This is a genomic window from Methyloversatilis sp. XJ19-13 (assembly GCF_024580155.1).
Lineage (GTDB): Bacteria > Pseudomonadota > Gammaproteobacteria > Burkholderiales > Rhodocyclaceae > Methyloversatilis.
In genome coordinates, this window is record NZ_JANINH010000002.1 from 116,439 (window position 1) to 133,897 (window position 17,459).

At 65.1% G+C, this 17,459-nt stretch carries 12 protein-coding genes; 7 read left to right on the forward strand and 5 right to left on the reverse strand.

What is annotated here, in order from left to right:
* Positions 1-83 precede the first annotated feature (83 nt).
* The gene (locus NMQ14_RS03095) at positions 84-1,730 is read left to right on the forward strand and encodes an electron transfer flavoprotein-ubiquinone oxidoreductase (RefSeq protein ID WP_257093404.1); all 1,647 of its coding nucleotides are present in this window, start codon (positions 84-86) and stop codon (positions 1,728-1,730) included.
* 1,124 nt (positions 1,731-2,854) lie between these two features.
* Positions 2,855-3,832 carry a nitronate monooxygenase family protein gene (locus NMQ14_RS03100; protein ID WP_257093405.1) on the forward strand — a complete coding sequence of 326 codons (978 nt, stop codon included), beginning with the start codon at positions 2,855-2,857 and terminating at the stop codon, positions 3,830-3,832.
* Positions 3,833-3,905: 73 nt separating this feature from the next.
* On the opposite strand, the gene NMQ14_RS03105 is transcribed toward NMQ14_RS03100, so the two are convergent.
* The gene (locus NMQ14_RS03105; protein ID WP_257093407.1) at positions 3,906-5,111 is read right to left on the reverse strand and encodes an amino acid aminotransferase; all 1,206 of its coding nucleotides are present in this window, start codon (positions 5,109-5,111) and stop codon (positions 3,906-3,908) included.
* 163 nt (positions 5,112-5,274) lie between these two features.
* Between NMQ14_RS03105 and uvrB the strand changes: the two genes are divergently transcribed.
* Positions 5,275-7,314, forward strand: coding sequence for an excinuclease ABC subunit UvrB (gene uvrB, locus NMQ14_RS03110; protein WP_257081716.1), 2,040 nt, complete (start codon positions 5,275-5,277; stop codon positions 7,312-7,314).
* Positions 7,315-7,378: 64 nt separating this feature from the next.
* Positions 7,379-8,257: an alpha/beta hydrolase gene (locus NMQ14_RS03115; protein WP_257093408.1), complete on the forward strand. Its 879-nt coding sequence runs from the start codon at positions 7,379-7,381 to the stop codon at positions 8,255-8,257.
* 7 nt (positions 8,258-8,264) lie between these two features.
* On the opposite strand, the gene NMQ14_RS03120 is transcribed toward NMQ14_RS03115, so the two are convergent.
* From NMQ14_RS03120 to NMQ14_RS03130, 3 genes are all read right to left on the reverse strand, one after another.
* A complete protein-coding gene (locus NMQ14_RS03120) occupies positions 8,265-9,758 on the reverse strand; it encodes a sensor histidine kinase (RefSeq protein WP_257093409.1) in 1,494 nt (497 codons plus the stop codon).
* Positions 9,755-10,456, reverse strand: coding sequence for a response regulator transcription factor (locus NMQ14_RS03125; RefSeq protein WP_257093410.1), 702 nt, complete (start codon positions 10,454-10,456; stop codon positions 9,755-9,757). Before NMQ14_RS03125 ends, NMQ14_RS03120 begins: the two co-directional genes overlap by 4 nt.
* 88 nt (positions 10,457-10,544) lie before the next feature.
* Positions 10,545-11,330 carry a spondin domain-containing protein gene (locus NMQ14_RS03130; protein WP_257093411.1) on the reverse strand — a complete coding sequence of 262 codons (786 nt, stop codon included), beginning with the start codon at positions 11,328-11,330 and terminating at the stop codon, positions 10,545-10,547.
* A 202-nt stretch (positions 11,331-11,532) separates the two neighbouring features.
* Between NMQ14_RS03130 and NMQ14_RS03135 the strand changes: the two genes are divergently transcribed.
* Together NMQ14_RS03135 and NMQ14_RS03140 are read left to right on the forward strand one after the other, a co-directional pair.
* Complete coding sequence (locus tag NMQ14_RS03135; protein WP_257093412.1) at positions 11,533-13,650, forward strand: protein-disulfide reductase DsbD; 2,118 nt, start codon at positions 11,533-11,535, stop codon at positions 13,648-13,650.
* Between the two features lie 21 nt (positions 13,651-13,671).
* Positions 13,672-14,292, forward strand: a complete 621-nt coding sequence (locus NMQ14_RS03140; RefSeq protein ID WP_257093413.1) for a redoxin domain-containing protein — start codon at positions 13,672-13,674, stop codon at positions 14,290-14,292.
* Positions 14,293-14,383: 91 nt separating this feature from the next.
* Here the strand turns inward: NMQ14_RS03140 and NMQ14_RS03145 are convergent, their stop codons facing one another.
* Positions 14,384-15,196 carry a crotonase/enoyl-CoA hydratase family protein gene (locus NMQ14_RS03145; protein WP_257093414.1) on the reverse strand — a complete coding sequence of 271 codons (813 nt, stop codon included), beginning with the start codon at positions 15,194-15,196 and terminating at the stop codon, positions 14,384-14,386.
* A 460-nt stretch (positions 15,197-15,656) separates the two neighbouring features.
* On the opposite strand from NMQ14_RS03145, the gene NMQ14_RS03150 reads away from it, so the two are divergent.
* On the forward strand, positions 15,657-17,447 hold the full coding sequence (locus NMQ14_RS03150) for a GspE/PulE family protein (protein WP_257093416.1): 1,791 nt from the start codon (positions 15,657-15,659) through the stop codon (positions 17,445-17,447).
* Positions 17,448-17,459: the final 12 nt, after the last annotated feature.

Here is a 17,459-nt window from a genome sequence, read left to right on the forward strand (position 1 = left end):
CAACGTTTCTGAGCGCTGCCCGGGCATGCAGCGTTTGACTGATCCGCATTGATCGACGGTTCAGCTTTCCGGAAGACTTCACCATGTCGGACATCGAACGCGAATCCATGGACTTCGACCTGCTGGTCGTCGGCGCCGGTCCGGCCGGACTGGCGGCGGCGATCCGCGCGAAACAGAAGGCCACCGCGGCCGGCCATGAGCTGTCGGTCTGCGTCATCGACAAGGCGGCCGAAGTTGGCGCGCACATCCTGTCCGGCGCGGTCATGGATCCGCGCGCGCTGACCGAACTGCTGCCCGACTGGCAGGCGCTGGGCGCACCGCTGCACACGCCGGTGACACAGGACAGGATGTACTTCCTGTCCGAAACCGGCGCGCGCGCGGTGCCCGGCGGGTTGCTGCCGCAGAGCTTCCACAACGATGGCAATTACATCGTGCGGCTGGGGCACGTCGTGAAGTGGCTGGGCGAACAGGCCGAAGCGCTGGGCGTCGACATCTTCCCCGGCTTTGCCGGCAGTGCGCTGCTGTTCGATGACGACAACCGGGTGGCCGGCGTCATTACCGGCGACATGGGTGTCGGGCGGGACGGTACGCCGGGCAGCGCCTACCAGCCCGGCATGGCGTTGCGCGCGAAATACACGCTGTTCGCCGAAGGCTGCCGCGGTCATCTGGGCAAGCAACTGGAGGCGCGCTATCACCTGCGCGACGGCGTCGATCCGCAGACCTATGGCCTGGGCATCAAGGAATTGTGGGAAGTGCCCGCGGCGCAGAGCCAGCCCGGGCTGGTCGTCCACACCGCCGGCTGGCCGCTCGACAACGACACCTACGGCGGCGGCTTCATCTACCACCTGAACGACAATCTGGTCGCCATCGGTTACGTGGTCGGGCTCAATTACAGCAACCCGTGGCTGTCGCCGTACGAGGAATTCCAGCGCTACAAGACCCACCCGACGATCCGCAGTCACATCGAAGGCGGCACGCGGCTGGCGTACGGTTCGCGCGCCATCACGGCGGGCGGCCTGCAGAGCCTGCCGAAGCTGGTCTTCCCGGGGGGCGCGCTGATTGGCGACGACGCCGGCTTCCTGAACGCGGCACGCATCAAGGGCAGTCATGCGGCGATCAAGAGCGGCATGCTGGCCGCCGATGCCGCGGTCGACGCACTCGTGGCCGGTCGTGCACAGGACGCGCTGGACGCCTATCCGGCCGCATTCCGCATCAGCTGGCTGAGGGAAGAACTGCACCAGACCCGCAACTTCAAGCCCTACATGAAGAAGGGACTGTGGCTGGGGTCCTTCCTGTTCGGCGCCGAGCAATTGCTGTTCAAGGGTAATGTGCCGTGGACGCTGCGCAACGAAGCCGACCACACCACGCTTGCGCCGGCCGCGACCCGCACGCCGATTGACTACCCGAAACCCGATGGCGTGCTGACCTTCGACCGCCTGTCGTCGGTTTTCCTGTCGAGCACCAACCACGAAGAGGACCAGCCCTGTCATCTGACGCTGAAGGACGCCGGCGTGGCCATCACCGTCAATCTGGCGGCCTACGAGTCACCCGAGCAGCGCTATTGCCCGGCAGGCGTGTATGAAATCGTGCGCGAAACCAGCGGGCCGCGGCTCCAGATCAACGCGCAGAACTGCGTCCACTGCAAGAGCTGCGACATCAAGGATCCGACGCAGAACATCCACTGGGTGACGCCGCAGGGCGGCGAAGGACCGATCTACAACGGGATGTGAGTTTGCCGAGACCGTTGTTGGGCATCGCTGCGCTCACCCCAACCTACGTTTCTTCACGTGGTCGATTGGTAGGTTGGGGTGAGCGCAGCGATGCCCAACAACCGAGGCCTCCACAGCGTTTCAAACGCCGCGTCGGCACCCCGCACAGCGTCACCCCGGTTCATGTGCAACACACCGGAGACGAACGTAGGTTGGGGTGAGCGCAGCGATGCCCAACACCCCAGCATCCACAGCGTTGCAAACGCCGAGTCCGCGCCCCGCACAGCCTCACCCGGTTCATGTGCAACACACCGGAGACGAACGTAGGTTGGGGTGAGCGCAGCGATGCCCAACAACCCAGGCATCCACCGCGTTCCAAACGCCGAGTCCGCACCCCGCACAGCGTCACCCGGTTCATGTGCAGCACGCCGAAGGCGAACGTAGGTTGGGGTGAGCGCAGCGATGCCCAACAACCCAGCATCCACAGCGTTACAAACGCCGAGTCCGCACCCCGCACAGCGTCACCCGGTTCATGTGCCGCACGCCGAAGGCGAACGTAGGTTGGGGTGAGCGCAGCGATGCCCAACAACCCAGGCATCCACCGCGTTCCAAACGCCGAGTCCGCACCCCGCACAGCGTCACCCGGTTCATGTGCAGCACGCCGAAGGCGAACGTAGGTTGGGGTGAGCGCAGCGATGCCCAACAACCCAGCATCCACAGCGTTGCAAACGCCGCGTCCGTACCCCGCACAACGTCACCCGGTTCATGTGCAGCACGCCGGAGGCGAACGTAGGTTGGGGTGAGCGCAGCGATGCCCAACAACCCAGCATCCACAGCGTTACAAACGCCGAGTCCGCACCCCGCACAGCGTCACCCGGTTCATGTGCAGCACGCCGAAGGCGAACGTAGGTTGGGGTGAGCGCAGCGATGCCCAACAACCCAGCATCCACAGCGTTACAAACGCCGAGTCCGCACCCCGCACAGCGTCACCCGGTTCATGTGCAGCACGCCGAAGGCGAACGTAGGTTGGGGTGAGCGCAGCGATGCCCAACAACCCAAGCCTCCACAGCGTTTCAAACGCCCTGTTCACAGTTCGCGCAGGCATCATCCGGTCTCGTGGGCCACGATCGTCAGGAGCTTGAATCATGAAGACACGCATCACCGACATGCTGGGCATCCGCTACCCCATCGTGCAGGGCGGCATGATGTGGGTGGGCACCGCAGAGCTGTCGTCGGCGGTATCGAATGCCGGCGGCCTCGGCATCCTGACCGCGCTGACCCAGCCGACGCCCGAGACGCTGGCGAAAGAGATCGAACGCTGCCGCGGCATGACCGATGCGCCGTTCGGCGTCAATCTGACGATCCTGCCGGCGATCAAGCCGCCGCCCTACGAGGCGTATCTGGACGTGATTCTCGATGCCGGTATCCGCATCCTCGAAACCGCCGGCAACAATCCGAAAGCCTTCATCGACAAGGCCAAGGCGCGTGGTGTGACGCTGATCCACAAATGTGTGGCGGTGCGCCACGCGCTGTCGGCGCAGCGCAACGGCGTGGACATCATCAGCATCGACGGCTTCGAATGCGCCGGCCATCCGGGGGAAGACGACGTCCCCGGCCTGGTGCTGATTCCGCTCGCGGTGCAGGCGCTCGATGTACCGGTCATCGCCTCGGGCGGCATCGGCGACGGTCGCGGCATGGCGGCAGCGCTGGCTCTCGGCGCCGAAGGCGTCAACATGGGGACGCGCTTCTGCGCCACGCAGGAGGCGCCGATCCACGACAACATCAAGCAGGCGCTGGTGAATGCCAATGAACGCGACACCCGGCTCATCCTGCGCAGCCTGCACAACACCGCGCGGGTGTTCCGCAACGCCGTGTCGGAAGAGGTTGCAGCGGCGGAAAGCCGGCCCGGCGGCTGCCAGTTCGAAGACATCCGCCCGCTGGTCAGCGGCGCCCGCGGCGCCGCGGCGCTGGCCGATGGCGACGTCGACGGCGGCATCATCACGGCCGGGCAGGTGGTGGGGCTGATCCACGACATTCCGACCTGCGACGTGCTGATCGCACGCATGGTGGCGGAGTGTCGGGAAAGCCTGCGCATTGCGGCCGAACGTGCCGCTGCTGACTGAACAGGGCGACGGACCCCGTCCGGGGTCGCGCCGCGGCGGGCGCCGGTCCGCGCTTGCGGACCGGCGGCAGCGTTTACTCCAGGATGGTGGCGAGCGAATCGGCCACGTAGTCGATGTTCTTCGAATTCAGCGCAGCCAGGCAGATGCGGCCGGTGCCGACGGCGTAGATGCCGAATTCGTCGCGCAGACGATCGACCTGTGCAGCGCTCAGGCCGGTGTAGCTGAACATGCCGCGCTGACGCACGACGAAGGAGAAGTCGCGCGCCACGCCGCGCGCAGCGAGCTTGTCGACCAGGCCGGTGCGCATCGCGCGGATGCGGTCGCGCATTTCGCCCAGTTCCTGTTCCCACATGGCACGCAGTTCCGGCGTCGACAGCACGGCCGCGACCACCGCGCCACCGTGTGTCGGCGGGTTCGAGTAGTTGGTGCGGATGGTCCGCTTCAACTGGCTCAGCACGCGGCCGGCTTCGTCCTTGCTCGCGGTCACGATGGACAGCGCGCCGACGCGCTCGCCGTACAGCGAGAACGACTTCGAGAACGAGCTGGAAATGACGAAGCTCAGACCCGATTGCACGAACAGGCGCACCGCCACGGCATCCTTCTCGATGTCGTCGGCAAAGCCCTGATAAGCCATGTCGAGGAAGGGCACCAGGTTGCGCGACTTGCACACCTCGACCACTTCGCCCCACTGCGCATCGGTCAGGTCGGCGCCGGTCGGGTTGTGGCAGCAGGCGTGCAGCAGCACGATGGCGTGCGCCGGCAGTGCCTTCAGGTGGGCGATCATCGCGTCGAACCGCACGCCGCGCGTGTCGGCGTCGAAATACGGATAGGTGTCGACCTCGAACCCGGCGGCTTCGAACAGCGCGCGATGGTTTTCCCAGCTCGGATCGCTGATGTAAACGCTCGCTTGCGGCAGCAGGCGCTTCAGGAAGTCGGCGCCGATCTTCAGCGCGCCGGTACCGCCCAGCGCCTGGGCCGTGACCACGCGGCCGTCGGCCGTCAGTGCCGCGCCCGCGCCGAACAGCAGATCCTGCACCGCCTTGTTGTAGGCCGGCGAACCTTCGATCGGCTGATAGCCGCGCGGCGGCGCATTCTTCATGCGCGCTTCTTCGGCCGTACGCACTGCGCGCAGCAGCGGCAGCTTGCCTGCGTCGTCGTAATACACGCCGACGCCCAGATTGACCTTGGTCGTGCGGGTGTCGGTGTTGAAAGCTTCGGTCAGACCCAGAATGGGGTCGCGCGGTGCCATGTCGACGGACGAGAAGACAGACGGGTTCATGCGTGGTGCTCCGGAGTGCGTGAGGTGGATGCCTCGGACTGAGGCGGATGCGACATGTGCTCGAAAGATAAGCGTGAGACGGCGTGCTGTCTGCAAGCATGCAAACTCGTGCGATGCTTCTGCAGTCCTTGTCAGTACGTCGTGTGCAACGCAAAATTCTAACATGTCAGAAATCGCCGTCGCACCCGCGCTGTTAACGTTTGACAACAGCCCCTACAGGTTGCACCAGCCCTTTCCGCCCGCCGGCGATCAGCCGACGGCCATCGTCAAGCTGGTCGAGGGCATCGAAGACGGCCTGATGTTCCAGACGCTGCTCGGCGTGACCGGCTCGGGCAAGACCTACACGATGGCCAACGTCATCGCGCAGCTCGGCCGCCCGGCGCTGGTCATGGCGCCGAACAAGACGCTGGCTGCCCAGCTGTACTCGGAATTCCGCGAGTTCTTCCCGGAAAACGCAGTCGAGTACTTCGTCAGTTACTACGACTACTACCAGCCGGAAGCCTACGTGCCGTCGAAAGACCTGTTCATCGAAAAGGACAGTGCGATCAACGAGCACATCGAACAGATGCGGCTGTCGGCGACCAAGAGCCTGCTGGAGCGGCGCGACGTGGTGATCGTGGCCACTGTGTCGGCGATCTACGGCATCGGCGACCCGGTCGATTACCACGCGATGATCCTGCACCTGCGCGAGGGCGGCACGCTGCACCAGCGCGACATCATCGCCCGCCTGGTGCAGATGCAGTACCAGCGCAACGACATGGATTTCCGGCGCGGTGTGTTCCGCGTGCGCGGCGACGTGATCGACATCTTTCCGGCCGAACAGGCGGAAAACGCACTGCGCGTGTCGCTGTTCGACGACCAGATCGAGGAACTGTCGCTGTTCGATCCGCTGACCGGTCAGGTGAAGCAGAAGATCGGCCGCTTCACGGTCTATCCGTCGAGCCATTACGTGACGCCGCGCGCCACCGTGCTGCGTGCGATCGACGCGATCAAGATCGAACTGGAACTGCGTTCGAAGGAATTCGTCAGCCAGGGCAAGCTGGTCGAGGCGCAGCGGATCGAGCAGCGCACCCGCTTCGACCTCGAAATGCTCAACGAACTGGGTTTCTGCAAGGGCATCGAGAACTACTCGCGTCACATGTCGGGCCGCCAGCCGGGCGATGCGCCGCCGACGCTGATCGACTATCTGCCGCCGGACGCGCTGATGTTCATCGACGAGTCGCACGTGACCATTCCGCAGATCGGCGGCATGTTCAAGGGCGACCTGGCGCGCAAGACCAATCTGGTCGATTTCGGCTTCCGCCTGCCGTCTGCGCTCGACAACCGGCCGCTGAAGTTCGACGAATTCGAGAAGCTGATGCCGCAGACCGTGTTCGTGTCGGCCACGCCGTCGGCGTACGAAGCGGCGAACCAGGGACAGGTGGTGGAACAGCTGGTGCGGCCGACCGGGCTGATCGACCCGACGATAGAAATCCGCCCGGCCACCACCCAGGTCGATGACCTGCTGGGTGAAATCCGCAAGCGGGTGGCGGTGCAGGAGCGCATTCTGGTCACCGTGCTGACCAAGCGGCTGGCCGAGGACCTGACCGACTACTTCGCCGAGAACGGCATCCGCGTGCGCTATCTGCATTCGGACATCGACACGGTGGAGCGGGTGGAAATCATCCGCGACCTGCGGCTGGGCGAATTCGACGTGCTGGTCGGCATCAACCTGCTGCGCGAGGGACTGGATATTCCCGAGGTATCGCTGGTGGCGATTCTTGATGCCGACAAGGAAGGCTTCCTGCGCTCGGAGCGCAGCCTGATCCAGACCATAGGCCGGGCGGCGCGCCACCTGCATGGCACCGCCATCCTGTACGCCGACCAGATGACCGAGTCGATGAAGCGCGCCATCGGCGAAACCGAGCGCCGCCGCACCCGCCAGATCGCACACAACCTCGCGCAGGGCATCACGCCGCGCTCGGTGGTCAAGCGCATCAAGGACATCATCGACGGCGTGTACGATCAGGACGAAGTCGCGCGCGAACTGAAGGTGGCCGAAGAGCACGCCCGCTTCGAGTCGATGAGCGAGAAGGATCTGTCGCGCGAGATCAAGAAGCTGGAGAAGGAAATGATCGAACACGCGAAGAATCTCGAGTTCGAGAAGGCTGCCGCGGCGCGCGACCGACTGTTCAAGTTGCGCAGCGGTGCCTTCGGCGCCTGATGCGCGTGCATCCGCCAGCCGTCGGCGCGGGTAGAAGACGCATTCGACCAACCGTATTCGCCACATGAACAGACGCCCCTTGCTGGGCTTGCTGGCCGGCCTGCCGCTGCTCGCCGGCTGTTCCGCCACCGGTCTGCTGAATCTGCTGGCGCCGTTGGCGCACCGGCGCGAAGCCGGCATCGCCTACGGCCCGCACCCGCGCATGAAGCTGGATGTCTATCGTCCGCTCGACACGTCGGGCCCGGCGCCGGTCGTCGTGTTCTTCTACGGCGGAAGCTGGAACGCCGGTCGGCGCGAAGACTACCTGTTCGTCGGCGCCGCGCTGGCCGAGCGCGGCATCGTCACGGTGATTCCCGATTACCGGCTGTACCCGGAAGTGGTGTATCCGGCCTTTCTCGACGACTGTGCCGCAGCCCTTGCCTGGGCGATGGACAACGCGGCGGCGCAGGGCGCCGATCCCGGTCGGCTGCATGTGGCCGGACACAGCGCCGGCGCCTACAACGCCGCCATGCTGGCGCTGGACGCGCGCTGGCTGGGCAAGCTCGGTCGCGGGACCGACCGGCTGGCGGGACTGGTCGGTCTGGCAGGGCCTTACGATTTCCTGCCCATCGCCAATCCGGACGTCAAACCCGTATTCAACCGCCCGGGTGTCGAAGATCCGGCGCCCGCCGACTCGCAACCGCTCCGGCACGTGTCGGCCGCGGCGCCGCGCAGCCTGCTGATCGCCGCGCGGGAAGACGATCTCGTCAACCCGCAACGCAACACCGGCGGGCTGGCGCAGGCCTTGCGCGATTCGGGTGTCGCGGTCGATGAGCGCTACTACGACGGAGTGAATCACCTGACCCTGGTGGGCGCCTTCGGCCGCCCGCTGCGCGGACTGGCGCCGGTCATTGACGACGTGGCGGCCTTCGTCGGGAAAGCGGTGACGCAACCGCGTCCCTGAGGGTTGTTCAGAGACTCAGCGGCAGTGCAAGACACAGGCGAGTGCCCCCGTTACGGGCCGGCAAGGGCCGCAGGCTCCCTCCGTGCAGATCGGCCACGCGCTGGGCGATTGCCAGGCCGAGCCCGCCGATGCCGCCGCTTTTTCGTTTCAGCGGCGGGTCACGCAAGGACTGTCCGCGTTCGAGTCGTTCGATCAGATCTTCAGGCAGTCCGGGGCCGGCATCTTCGACGACGATCTGCGCCAGCACACCGTTGCGACTCAGGCTGACGTGCACCGGCCCGGCGCCGGGTGCGTGACGCATGGCGTTGTCGATCAGGTTGGTCAAGGCGCGCTCGATCAGTTGCAGGTCACCCTCGAGTTCAAGTCTTCCGGGTGGCGGCCCCTGAAGCATGACGGGCGGCCGGGCGCTGTCTGTCAGATCGAATTTCTGCACGGCGTCGGTCACCAGCTCGTCGAGCCGGAAACGCTCCCGGTTGAGCGACTGACCGCTCGACTGCAACGCGCACAGTTCGAACAGCTGTTGCGACAGCCGGCGCACCTTGTCGCTTTGCGCCAGCGCAGTCGACAGGATGCGATCGAAGGTTGCAGGCGGCGACGAGCGGTGTCCGGCAAGTGCTTCGAGCTGACCGTGAAGCGCTGTCAGGGGCGAACGCAGATCATGCGCCACGCCCGCCATCATTTCCCGGTGTGCGTCGCTTTGCTGCTGTTCCCGCGCGCCCTGTGTCCTCAGCCTTTCGGTCATGTCCTCGAAAGCGCGGTCTATCGCCTGCACCTCGTCGCCTTGCTGCATCGCGACGACGTCGCCGACGCCCGCAGTCCCGATGTCGTCCTTGCCGAAGCAGCGCATGCGGTGCGCGATGCGATGCAACGGCCGGGTCAGCCGATGGAATGCGATGACCCCGCTGGCCACTGCGAGCAGCAGCCCCAGCGTGGCCGCGACCGCAGCGCCCTGCCAGACGCGCTGCAGGCTGGATTGACCGGCAACAATCGTGCGTGCCTGACCGTCGAGCACGATGTAGAGGTAACCGGGCGGCTTCGGGTCGCCGGGTCGCGGTGCAAACATCGCAACGCTGAAAATGCGGGACACGCCGACGTCCATTGGATCGGTGCCGAACAGCGGCAAGGGCGCGCCGTCGAGAAACTGCTGAACAGGAGCCAGATCGATCTGCGGCTGCCGCACCATGCCGGGTTCGCCGATGTAGTGGGCAACGCGTCCGTCGGCGTCCAGTACATAGACCTGAACACCTGGATTGACAACCATCAGCATCGACAGCAGTGTCTCGCGGACCGATCGGTCGGTGGCGTCCGCATCAGCTCGTGCAATGTCCGGCCAGTGTTCGATGATGTGACGGGCCAGCCCGTGCGACAGGCGTTGCAGCGACTCCTTTTCGTGCTGTGCCGCGACGTGCCGTCCGAGCAGGCCGACAAATGCGCCATAGGCGAGCAGCAGCACCGCCATGGTCACGATGAGACGTGTCGCGAACGAGGGCGAACGGATCACGGCACGGTGTCCTCGAATCGGTAACCGACGCCCCAGACCGTCACGATGCGCTGCGGATTTCTCGGGTCGTCCTCGATCTTGTTGCGCAAGCGGTTGATGTGCGAATTGACCGTGTGTTCGTAGCCATCGAAGCCGGTTCCCCAGACGCGCTGCAACAGACTGCCGCGACTGAAAGCCTGCCCGGGATGGCGTGCCAGAAAGTGCAGCAAATCGAATTCGCGCAGGGTGAGCGGAATCGGCACGTCATCGCGCGCCAATTCGCGTCGCTGCGTGTCGAGTCGAAACGATCCGAAGCGCACGTCAACGGCGACCGACGGTGCACTGCGTAGCTGCTCGACGCGGCGCAGCAGCGCGCGTACGCGTGCCACCAGTTCGAGCATGGAGAACGGTTTGGCGAGATAGTCGTCGGCACCGAGTTCGAGCCCGAGCACGCGGTGAGCCTCCGCCGTACGGGCACTCAGCATGATGACCGGAATGTCTGCGTGTCTTGCCTTGAGGTGGCGACAGACGTCCCAGCCGTCCGCACCCGGCAACATCAGGTCGAGCAGCACGAGATCCCAGCGTTTGCGATCAATGGCGGCGATGGCCTGCAGCCCGTCCGATTCGCGGTGCAGGCGGTACCCTGCGCCTTCCAGATGGAGACGCAGGGTACCCGCGATGGCATTGTCGTCCTCGACAAGCAACACATGCTCGTTCATCGGTCTGGCGCCCGGCAGGCTTAAAAATCGAGACTAGCAGGTCTGCCGCCGACTGACTTCACGCCGGCGTGAAGCTTGTCGACCGCGTTCAGCCGAGGCGCCGGCGCGCAACGCTGCCGATCACGAGCAGGCCGGCCAGCATCATTGCGTAGGTTTCCGGCTCCGGTACCGGCGCAACAGCGAACGAAATGCGATAAATGCTGGTGTCGGCCGCGAGTGTGCTGTCGAGCGTATAGCCGGTCGCAGTCGTGAGGCCGTTGTAGGCAGCGAGCTCGGCAAAATTGAACGCAACCACCGAGTTCTGCGGTGCGCGCAGGTCGTTGTTGCCGACAAACGCCGACGCGGCGGGGTCGAATACCTCGGAGCCGGCATCCCAGATCTGCCGTGCGGTCTGGTTGATCGAATTGATGACCAGATTGCCTGCTGCGTCGAACAGCTGGTAGCGCATCGGCGAATCGTTGCCGATGAAGAAATCGTTGCTCGGCACGACCATGGCCGCGAACGTGAAGAACCGGTTCAGGGAGCTGTCAATGGTGAAGGTGGCGCTGCTCGTGCCGCCTGGCTGCAACAATCCGCCCAGCGTGCCGCGGGTTGCTGTCGGGTCGGCTGCGGCGAAGGCCGCCTGCCATGCACCACCCGCACCGCCCTCGGCGACCGAAATGATGGACTCGGTCGCGACGCTGCCCAGATTGAAGGCGTCGAAGCTGCCGTTGTTGAATCCGAAGTGCAGTGGAGCGAAGCTGATGCCGTTGGCGGGTACCAGGTTTTCCACGGTGACCGTGACGTCGACGAGGGCCGCCTGGGCCGACGAAGCGAGACCGACCAGCACCATGGCTGCCGTGAGACGGGAGATGCGCAATGAGGAGGGGAACATGTGGATACTCCGGGATATGAAGGATGAGCCGGACCATGAGCAGCTGACCGGTGTCCGGATGCTAGGCAGCCCGAATCACCGAGTCCTCACACAAACTTCACCGCGACGGGATGCGTGCGCTTCTGCTGCGGTGACGGCTTTCACCTCCTGGCTGACGCCGCTTCAGGAACCGACGACTCGGAAAACGATCCCTTGCCTGACCATGCGCGCCACTTTCATCCGTCTGTTGCTGCTTCTGGCCGTGCTCATCCAGTTGCCTGCATCGGCGCTGGAAAGCGGCGCGGTCGTCAGCGCGCGCGCCATCGTCACGATGGTATCGGCACAGGATGCTGCGCGTGCCGGCGATACGGTCGATCTCGCCTTGCATCTGCGCCTGGCCGAAGGCTGGCATATCTACTGGATGAATCCGGGCGACGCCGGGCAGCCGCCGCGCATCGAGCTGTATGCGCCGGCCGGCAGCAGCGTGAGCGATCTGCGCTGGCCGGCGCCGAAGCGACATGTCGACGGGCCGGTGACCACCTTCATTCACGAAGGTGACGTGCTGCTGCCCTTCAGCGTGACACTTCCGGCCGGCCTTGACGGCCCGCAGACGCTGACGGCGAAAGCCGGCTGGCTGGTGTGCAAGGACATCTGCATTCCGGAAGAGGGCGTGTTCAGGCTGACGCTGCCGGCGGGTGTGGCGACCCGCAGCGCCGAGGCGCCGCTGTTCGATGCGGCACTCGATGCGGTTCCCGTGAAGGCTGATTGGCAGGCGGCGGTCAGCGCGGACGCCGTGCTGACGCTGAGCGGCCCCGGCGCAGACGCCATCGTCGAGGCTGACTTGCTGCCGGCAGACTGGGGCCAGGTCGAACATGGCGCGGCGCAGACGCTGACGGTTGCAGACGGCCGCGCGGCACTCGCATTGCAGCCGGGCGCAGCGTTCGATCCGACACGCGCGCTGTCCGGCGTGCTCCATGTGCGCGACCGCGATGGCATCACCCGCGCGCTCTGGGTGGCGACGCCCGGAGCGGCCACCCAACGTGCGCCCGTCGTGCTGCTTGCGGGCGGCGACGCGCCCTTGCCGGCGCCGGCTGGGTTGGCGCCCGCCGCAGCGCCGGTGGCAGATGGCTTCGGCTTCGCCTGGGCCGTGCTGTTCGCGCTGGCCGGTGGTCTGCTGCTCAACCTGATGCCCTGCGTGTTCCCGGTGCTGGCGATCAAGGCGCTATCGTTCGCCCGTCTGGGCGGTCACGCGCAGCGCACGGTGCGTGCGCAGTCGCTTGCCTACTGCGCCGGTGTCGTGACCACTTTCCTGCTGCTGGCCGGCGTGCTGCTCGCACTTCGCTCGGCAGGGTTGCAGGCAGGTTGGGGCTTCCAGTTCCAGTCACCGGTGTTCGTGACCGCCATGGCGGCGCTGCTGTTCGTCATCGGACTGAATCTGTCCGGCGTGTTCGGCTTCGGCAGCGGATTCGCGTCCGCCGGGGGTGCGCTGGCATCACGACCGGGCCTGTCCGGCAGCTTCTTCACCGGCGCCCTCGCGGTCGTCGTCGCCACACCGTGCACCGCGCCCTTCATGGGAGGAGCGCTGGCGTTCGCGCTTGCAGCGCCGGCGGCACAGACCGTTGCGGTGTTCGTCGCCATGGGCGTCGGGTTGGCATTGCCTTATGCGCTTCTCGCCTTCGTGCCGGGTCTGGCGCGCCGCATGCCCCGACCCGGTCCGTGGATGGACCGAATGAAGCAGGCGCTGGCCTTTCCGATGTACGCAGCGGCCGCCTGGCTGGTGTGGGTGCTGAGCCAGCAATCCGGCGCCGATGGCGTGCTGATGGCACTGGTCGTGCTGTTGTTGCTGGCACTGGCCGCCTGGTTGCTGGGGGTTGCGCAGGGCGGCGCGTCAAACGCCGGCACGTGGCGTACCGGCGCACTGCTGGTGGCACTGATTGCCGCAGTCGGCATCGCCCGAGCACCCGAGCCAGCCGGTACCGGACCGTCGGCAGGCATTGCAGCGGCCGGATCGGAACCCTATGCGCCCGCGCGCCTGAGCGAACTGCGCGCAGCCGGCAGGCCGGTATTCGTCAACATGACTGCGGCCTGGTGCGTCACCTGCCTGATGAACGAAAAGGTGGCGCTGTCGACTACTGGCGTACAGCAGGCGTTCGCGACGCGCGGCATCACGTACATGAAGGGTGACTGGACGCGCAGTGATCCGCTCATCACCGATTTTCTGCGCCAGCACGGCCGCGACGGCGTGCCGCTCTACGTTTATTTCCCGCCGGCCGGCGCATCGCCGGCGGTGCTTCCGCAGATCCTGACCGAGCAGATCGTGCTCGACCGGATCGGTTCCTGATCCTTTCAAGGAGGAATGACCATGCTCTTCAGTCCCCGAACGTCCCGCCTGCTGATGTCGGCCGCACTTGCACTGCTGCCGGCGGCTGCGCTCGCCGCGCCGAAGGTCGGCGAACCTGCGCCTGCCTTTACGGGTGTGGATGCCCGAGGCAATACCGTCACGCTGTCCGGACTGGCCGGCAAGACCGTGGTGCTGGAATGGATGAACGACGGCTGCCCGTATGTCGTCAAGTGGTACAAGAGCGGCGAAATGCAGAAGCTGCAGCGCGACGCGACCAAGAAGGGTGCCGTGTGGCTGACCGTGGCGAGCTCGGCGCCGGGCGAGCAGGGGCATGTCGATGGCGAAACGGCGCTCAGGCAGACGGCGGACAGAAATGCGTCACCGACGCATTTCGTGCTCGATCCGAAAGGCACCATCGGCCGCGCCTATGGTGCGCAGGTCACGCCGCACATGTATGTGATCGCGCCGGACGGCAAACTGGCCTACATGGGGGGTATCGACAGCATTGCATCGACCGACCCGGCCGACATTCCGAAGGCCGAGCCGCTGGCGCGGTTGGCCATCAATGAGGTGCTGGACGGAAAGCCGGTTACCAAACCCGTGACACGCGCCTATGGCTGCTCGGTGAAGTACGCGAACTGACAGAACGCGTGCGAAGGCGCGCTGTTGCCCCGGTTGTGCGCTTTGAAAGAAAAGCAGCCGGGGCACAGTCGTGCCCCGGAATGACAGTTCTTCAGGCGCTGACGATTTCCGGACCGGCGTGCAGCCGGTTCTGTGCCTTGACCAATCGCTCCATCGTGCGCAGGTCGCGCCGGTCGAGCTTCATCGCGCCACGCACCCATTCGCGCACCACGTCCTCCAGTTCCTGGTAAGTCAGGCGTATGAAAGCGTGCATCTTGGCGCGCTGGAAGGCACGGAAACCCTTGAGCTGCGAGCTCATGGAGCGCATCACGTTGCGCGCCACCTGCTCTCCGGTGCCCGGCTCGGCCAGATGATCGACCAGGCCAAGCGCGTGCATCTCTTCGGCACTCATGATGCGGGCGTTGAGGATGAGATCCTCGGCGATCCGTGGTCCGGCCTTGCGAGCCACGAGGCTGTAGGCGCCCATGCCCGGGAACAGGTTGAACATCATTTCCGGAAAGCCCAGCTTGCTGCCGCGCTCGGCGATCACTACATGGCAGGACAGCGCAGCCTCGAAACCGCCGCCGAGTGCATCCCCCTGGATGACCGCCATCGACACCGCATCGGCGTGCAGACCGGAGACATTGTTGTTGATGGCGCGAATGCAGGCTTGGGCGTAACGCATCAGTGCCTGCTGGTCACCGGCTTCGACCAGCCGGCGGAACAGGTCGAGGTCACCCCCAAGGTTATAGACCCCGGGAACGGATGAGCAATTCAGGAAGAAATCCACCGTACCGGGGGCCAGTTCCACTTCCTGCTGCTGGGCAACGACGTCAGCCAGCAGTTCAGGCGTGAAGCAGGGACGGCCCACCGGATGCGCGTACATCCACAGCGCACGGGTGTCCGCGTCATAGCGCGAAGTCACAAGGGGAGTCGAAAGCAGGCGCGGTCCGCGCGGTGCGGCACCGAACTGCACGACATTGTCGACGTGTATGCGCGGCTTTTCCTGCAGCTGCAGTGGAGCGTCCGCCCTGGCGATGCAGACAGGCAGAGAATGAGCGACTGTTGAGTCAACGGTGTTCGGAATCGAAGCTTCAAACGGCGCGCACGACATACGCTCCGTATTGCACGGGGTCAACAGATCCATTTCAGCCTCCGTCGGAATAGCCGACAAAAAAGCATGCTGAAAAACGTCGCCAATCAGGCGAACTGGAGAGGCATTTATTTGCCTTTTATTCCTGCTGTCTGGTGCACGATTCCAGACAGAGTCTGACCCTGTAAGTGCATGTTACGACAACACGAGAATTTTTTGCTTGAAATTTTGATTGCACCCGACGGGGATCAATCTGCTGCTCGGCTATAGTCGGACGCAACAGGAGGAATCGATGACAGCAGCCGCATCCGGCACTGAGCAGCGCGAACACAAACTGACCCTGCAGGAGCTTGTCGACGCCATGGTGGCCGATGGCCTGCTGGGCGATGCGGTGGCGCGTACCTTCATGCACGACCGCCGCTACTGGCGAGGCGGCGAGCATCCGCTCGTCGTGCTGGCGCAGCAGAAATGGCGCTCGCTGCATCCGCCGCACCGCCCGCTCAACCTGGATGCGCTGACTGAATGGATGGCCGGCTGGAGTGGTCACGAGTATTACCACATCGATCCGCTGAAGGTTGATTTCGCAGCTGTGACCGAGGTGGTGTCGAGCGCCTACGCCAATCGTTTCCGCATTTTGCCGGTCCAGGCTTCGGCGCGCGAGGTGGTGATCGCGACCGCCGAGCCCTTCATGAACGAATGGGAAAAGGAACTGGCGCCGATCCTGCGCCGACCGATCCGGCGCGTCATCGCCAACCCGGACGATATCGCCCGCTACGTGGTCGAGTTCTACAGTCTGGCGAAGTCGGTCAAGGGTGCGGCCAAGCGGGGTGATGTCAGCGGTGTCGGCGCATCGAATTTCGAACAGCTGGTCGAACTGGGCCGCAGCAACCGGCCGCTCGATGCCAATGACCAGCACATCGTCACCATCGTCGACTGGCTGTGGCAATACGCTTTCGAGCAGCGCGCCAGCGACATCCACATCGAACCGCGGCGCGACTTCGGCGTCGTGCGCTTCCGGATCGATGGCGTGCTGCATCAGGTCTATCAGATTCCGATGCCGGTACTGGGTGCGATGACTTCGCGCATCAAGATACTGGGCCGCATGGACGTGGTGGAAAAGCGCCGGCCGCAGGACGGCCGCATCAAGACACGCGCACCCGACGGCCAGGAAATCGAGCTGCGCCTGTCCACGCTGCCGACCGCCTTCGGCGAAAAGCTGGTGATGCGGGTGTTCGACCCGGAAGTGCTGGTGCGCGACTTCCGCGATCTGGGCTTTTCCGACGAGGACGCGCGGCGCTGGAAGAACATGACGACGCAGCCGAACGGCATCGTGCTGGTGACCGGTCCGACCGGCTCGGGCAAGACCACCACGCTGTACTCGACGCTGAAGAACCTCGCCACGCCCGAGGTCAATGTATGCACGCTCGAAGACCCGATCGAAATGATCGAACCATCGTTCAATCAGGTGCAGGTATCGGCCGACATCGGCGTCACCTTTTCGGCCGGCATCCGGTCGCTGATGCGGCAGGACCCGGACATCATCATGGTGGGCGAGATACGCGACCTGGAAACCGCCGAAATGGCGATCCAGGCGGCGCTGACCGGTCACCTTGTGCTGTCGACACTGCACACCAACGATGCGCCGTCGGCGATTACCCGCCTGATGGATCTGGGCGTACCCAGTTATCTGCTGAACGCCACGGTGCTCGGCGTGATGGCGCAGCGGCTGGTCCGCACGCTGTGTCCGCACTGCCGCAAGCCGGCCACGCCGCAGGAAACCGATCCGCAGGCCTGGAACGAGCTGGTGTCGCCGTGGAAGGCGAGCCGTCCGGATCGTTTCATGCAGTCGGTCGGCTGCCTGGAATGCCGCATGACCGGCTACGCTGGCCGCATCGGCATCTACGAAATCCTGCTGATGTCGCCGGAAATCAAGAACCTGATTTCCGCCAGCGCCGACATTGCCGCGCTGCGCGAACAGGCTTATCGCGAAGGCATGTATCCGCTGCGCGTGTCCGGCGCGCTGAAGATCGCCCAGGGCGTGACCACACTGGGCGAAGTGATGAAGGTGGCGCCGCCAGCCTGAAGCCGGCTGCGC

Excerpts from the sequence above, each read along its gene's own strand:
- NMQ14_RS03135 (WP_257093412.1), top strand. The coding sequence starts at position 11,533 with ATGCGCGCCACTTTCATCCGTCTGTTGCTGCTTCTGGCCGTGCTCATC.
- NMQ14_RS03140 (WP_257093413.1), top strand. The coding sequence starts at position 13,672 with ATGCTCTTCAGTCCCCGAACGTCCCGCCTGCTGATGTCGGCCGCACTT.
- NMQ14_RS03125 (WP_257093410.1), bottom strand. The coding sequence starts at position 10,456 with ATGAACGAGCATGTGTTGCTTGTCGAGGACGACAATGCCATCGCGGGT.
- NMQ14_RS03100 (WP_257093405.1), top strand. The coding sequence starts at position 2,855 with ATGAAGACACGCATCACCGACATGCTGGGCATCCGCTACCCCATCGTG.
- NMQ14_RS03150 (WP_257093416.1), top strand. The coding sequence starts at position 15,657 with ATGACAGCAGCCGCATCCGGCACTGAGCAGCGCGAACACAAACTGACC.
- NMQ14_RS03095 (WP_257093404.1), top strand. The coding sequence starts at position 84 with ATGTCGGACATCGAACGCGAATCCATGGACTTCGACCTGCTGGTCGTC.
- NMQ14_RS03105 (WP_257093407.1), bottom strand. The coding sequence starts at position 5,111 with ATGAACCCGTCTGTCTTCTCGTCCGTCGACATGGCACCGCGCGACCCC.
- NMQ14_RS03130 (WP_257093411.1), bottom strand. The coding sequence starts at position 11,330 with ATGTTCCCCTCCTCATTGCGCATCTCCCGTCTCACGGCAGCCATGGTG.
- NMQ14_RS03115 (WP_257093408.1), top strand. The coding sequence starts at position 7,379 with ATGAACAGACGCCCCTTGCTGGGCTTGCTGGCCGGCCTGCCGCTGCTC.
- uvrB (WP_257081716.1), top strand. The coding sequence starts at position 5,275 with ATGTCAGAAATCGCCGTCGCACCCGCGCTGTTAACGTTTGACAACAGC.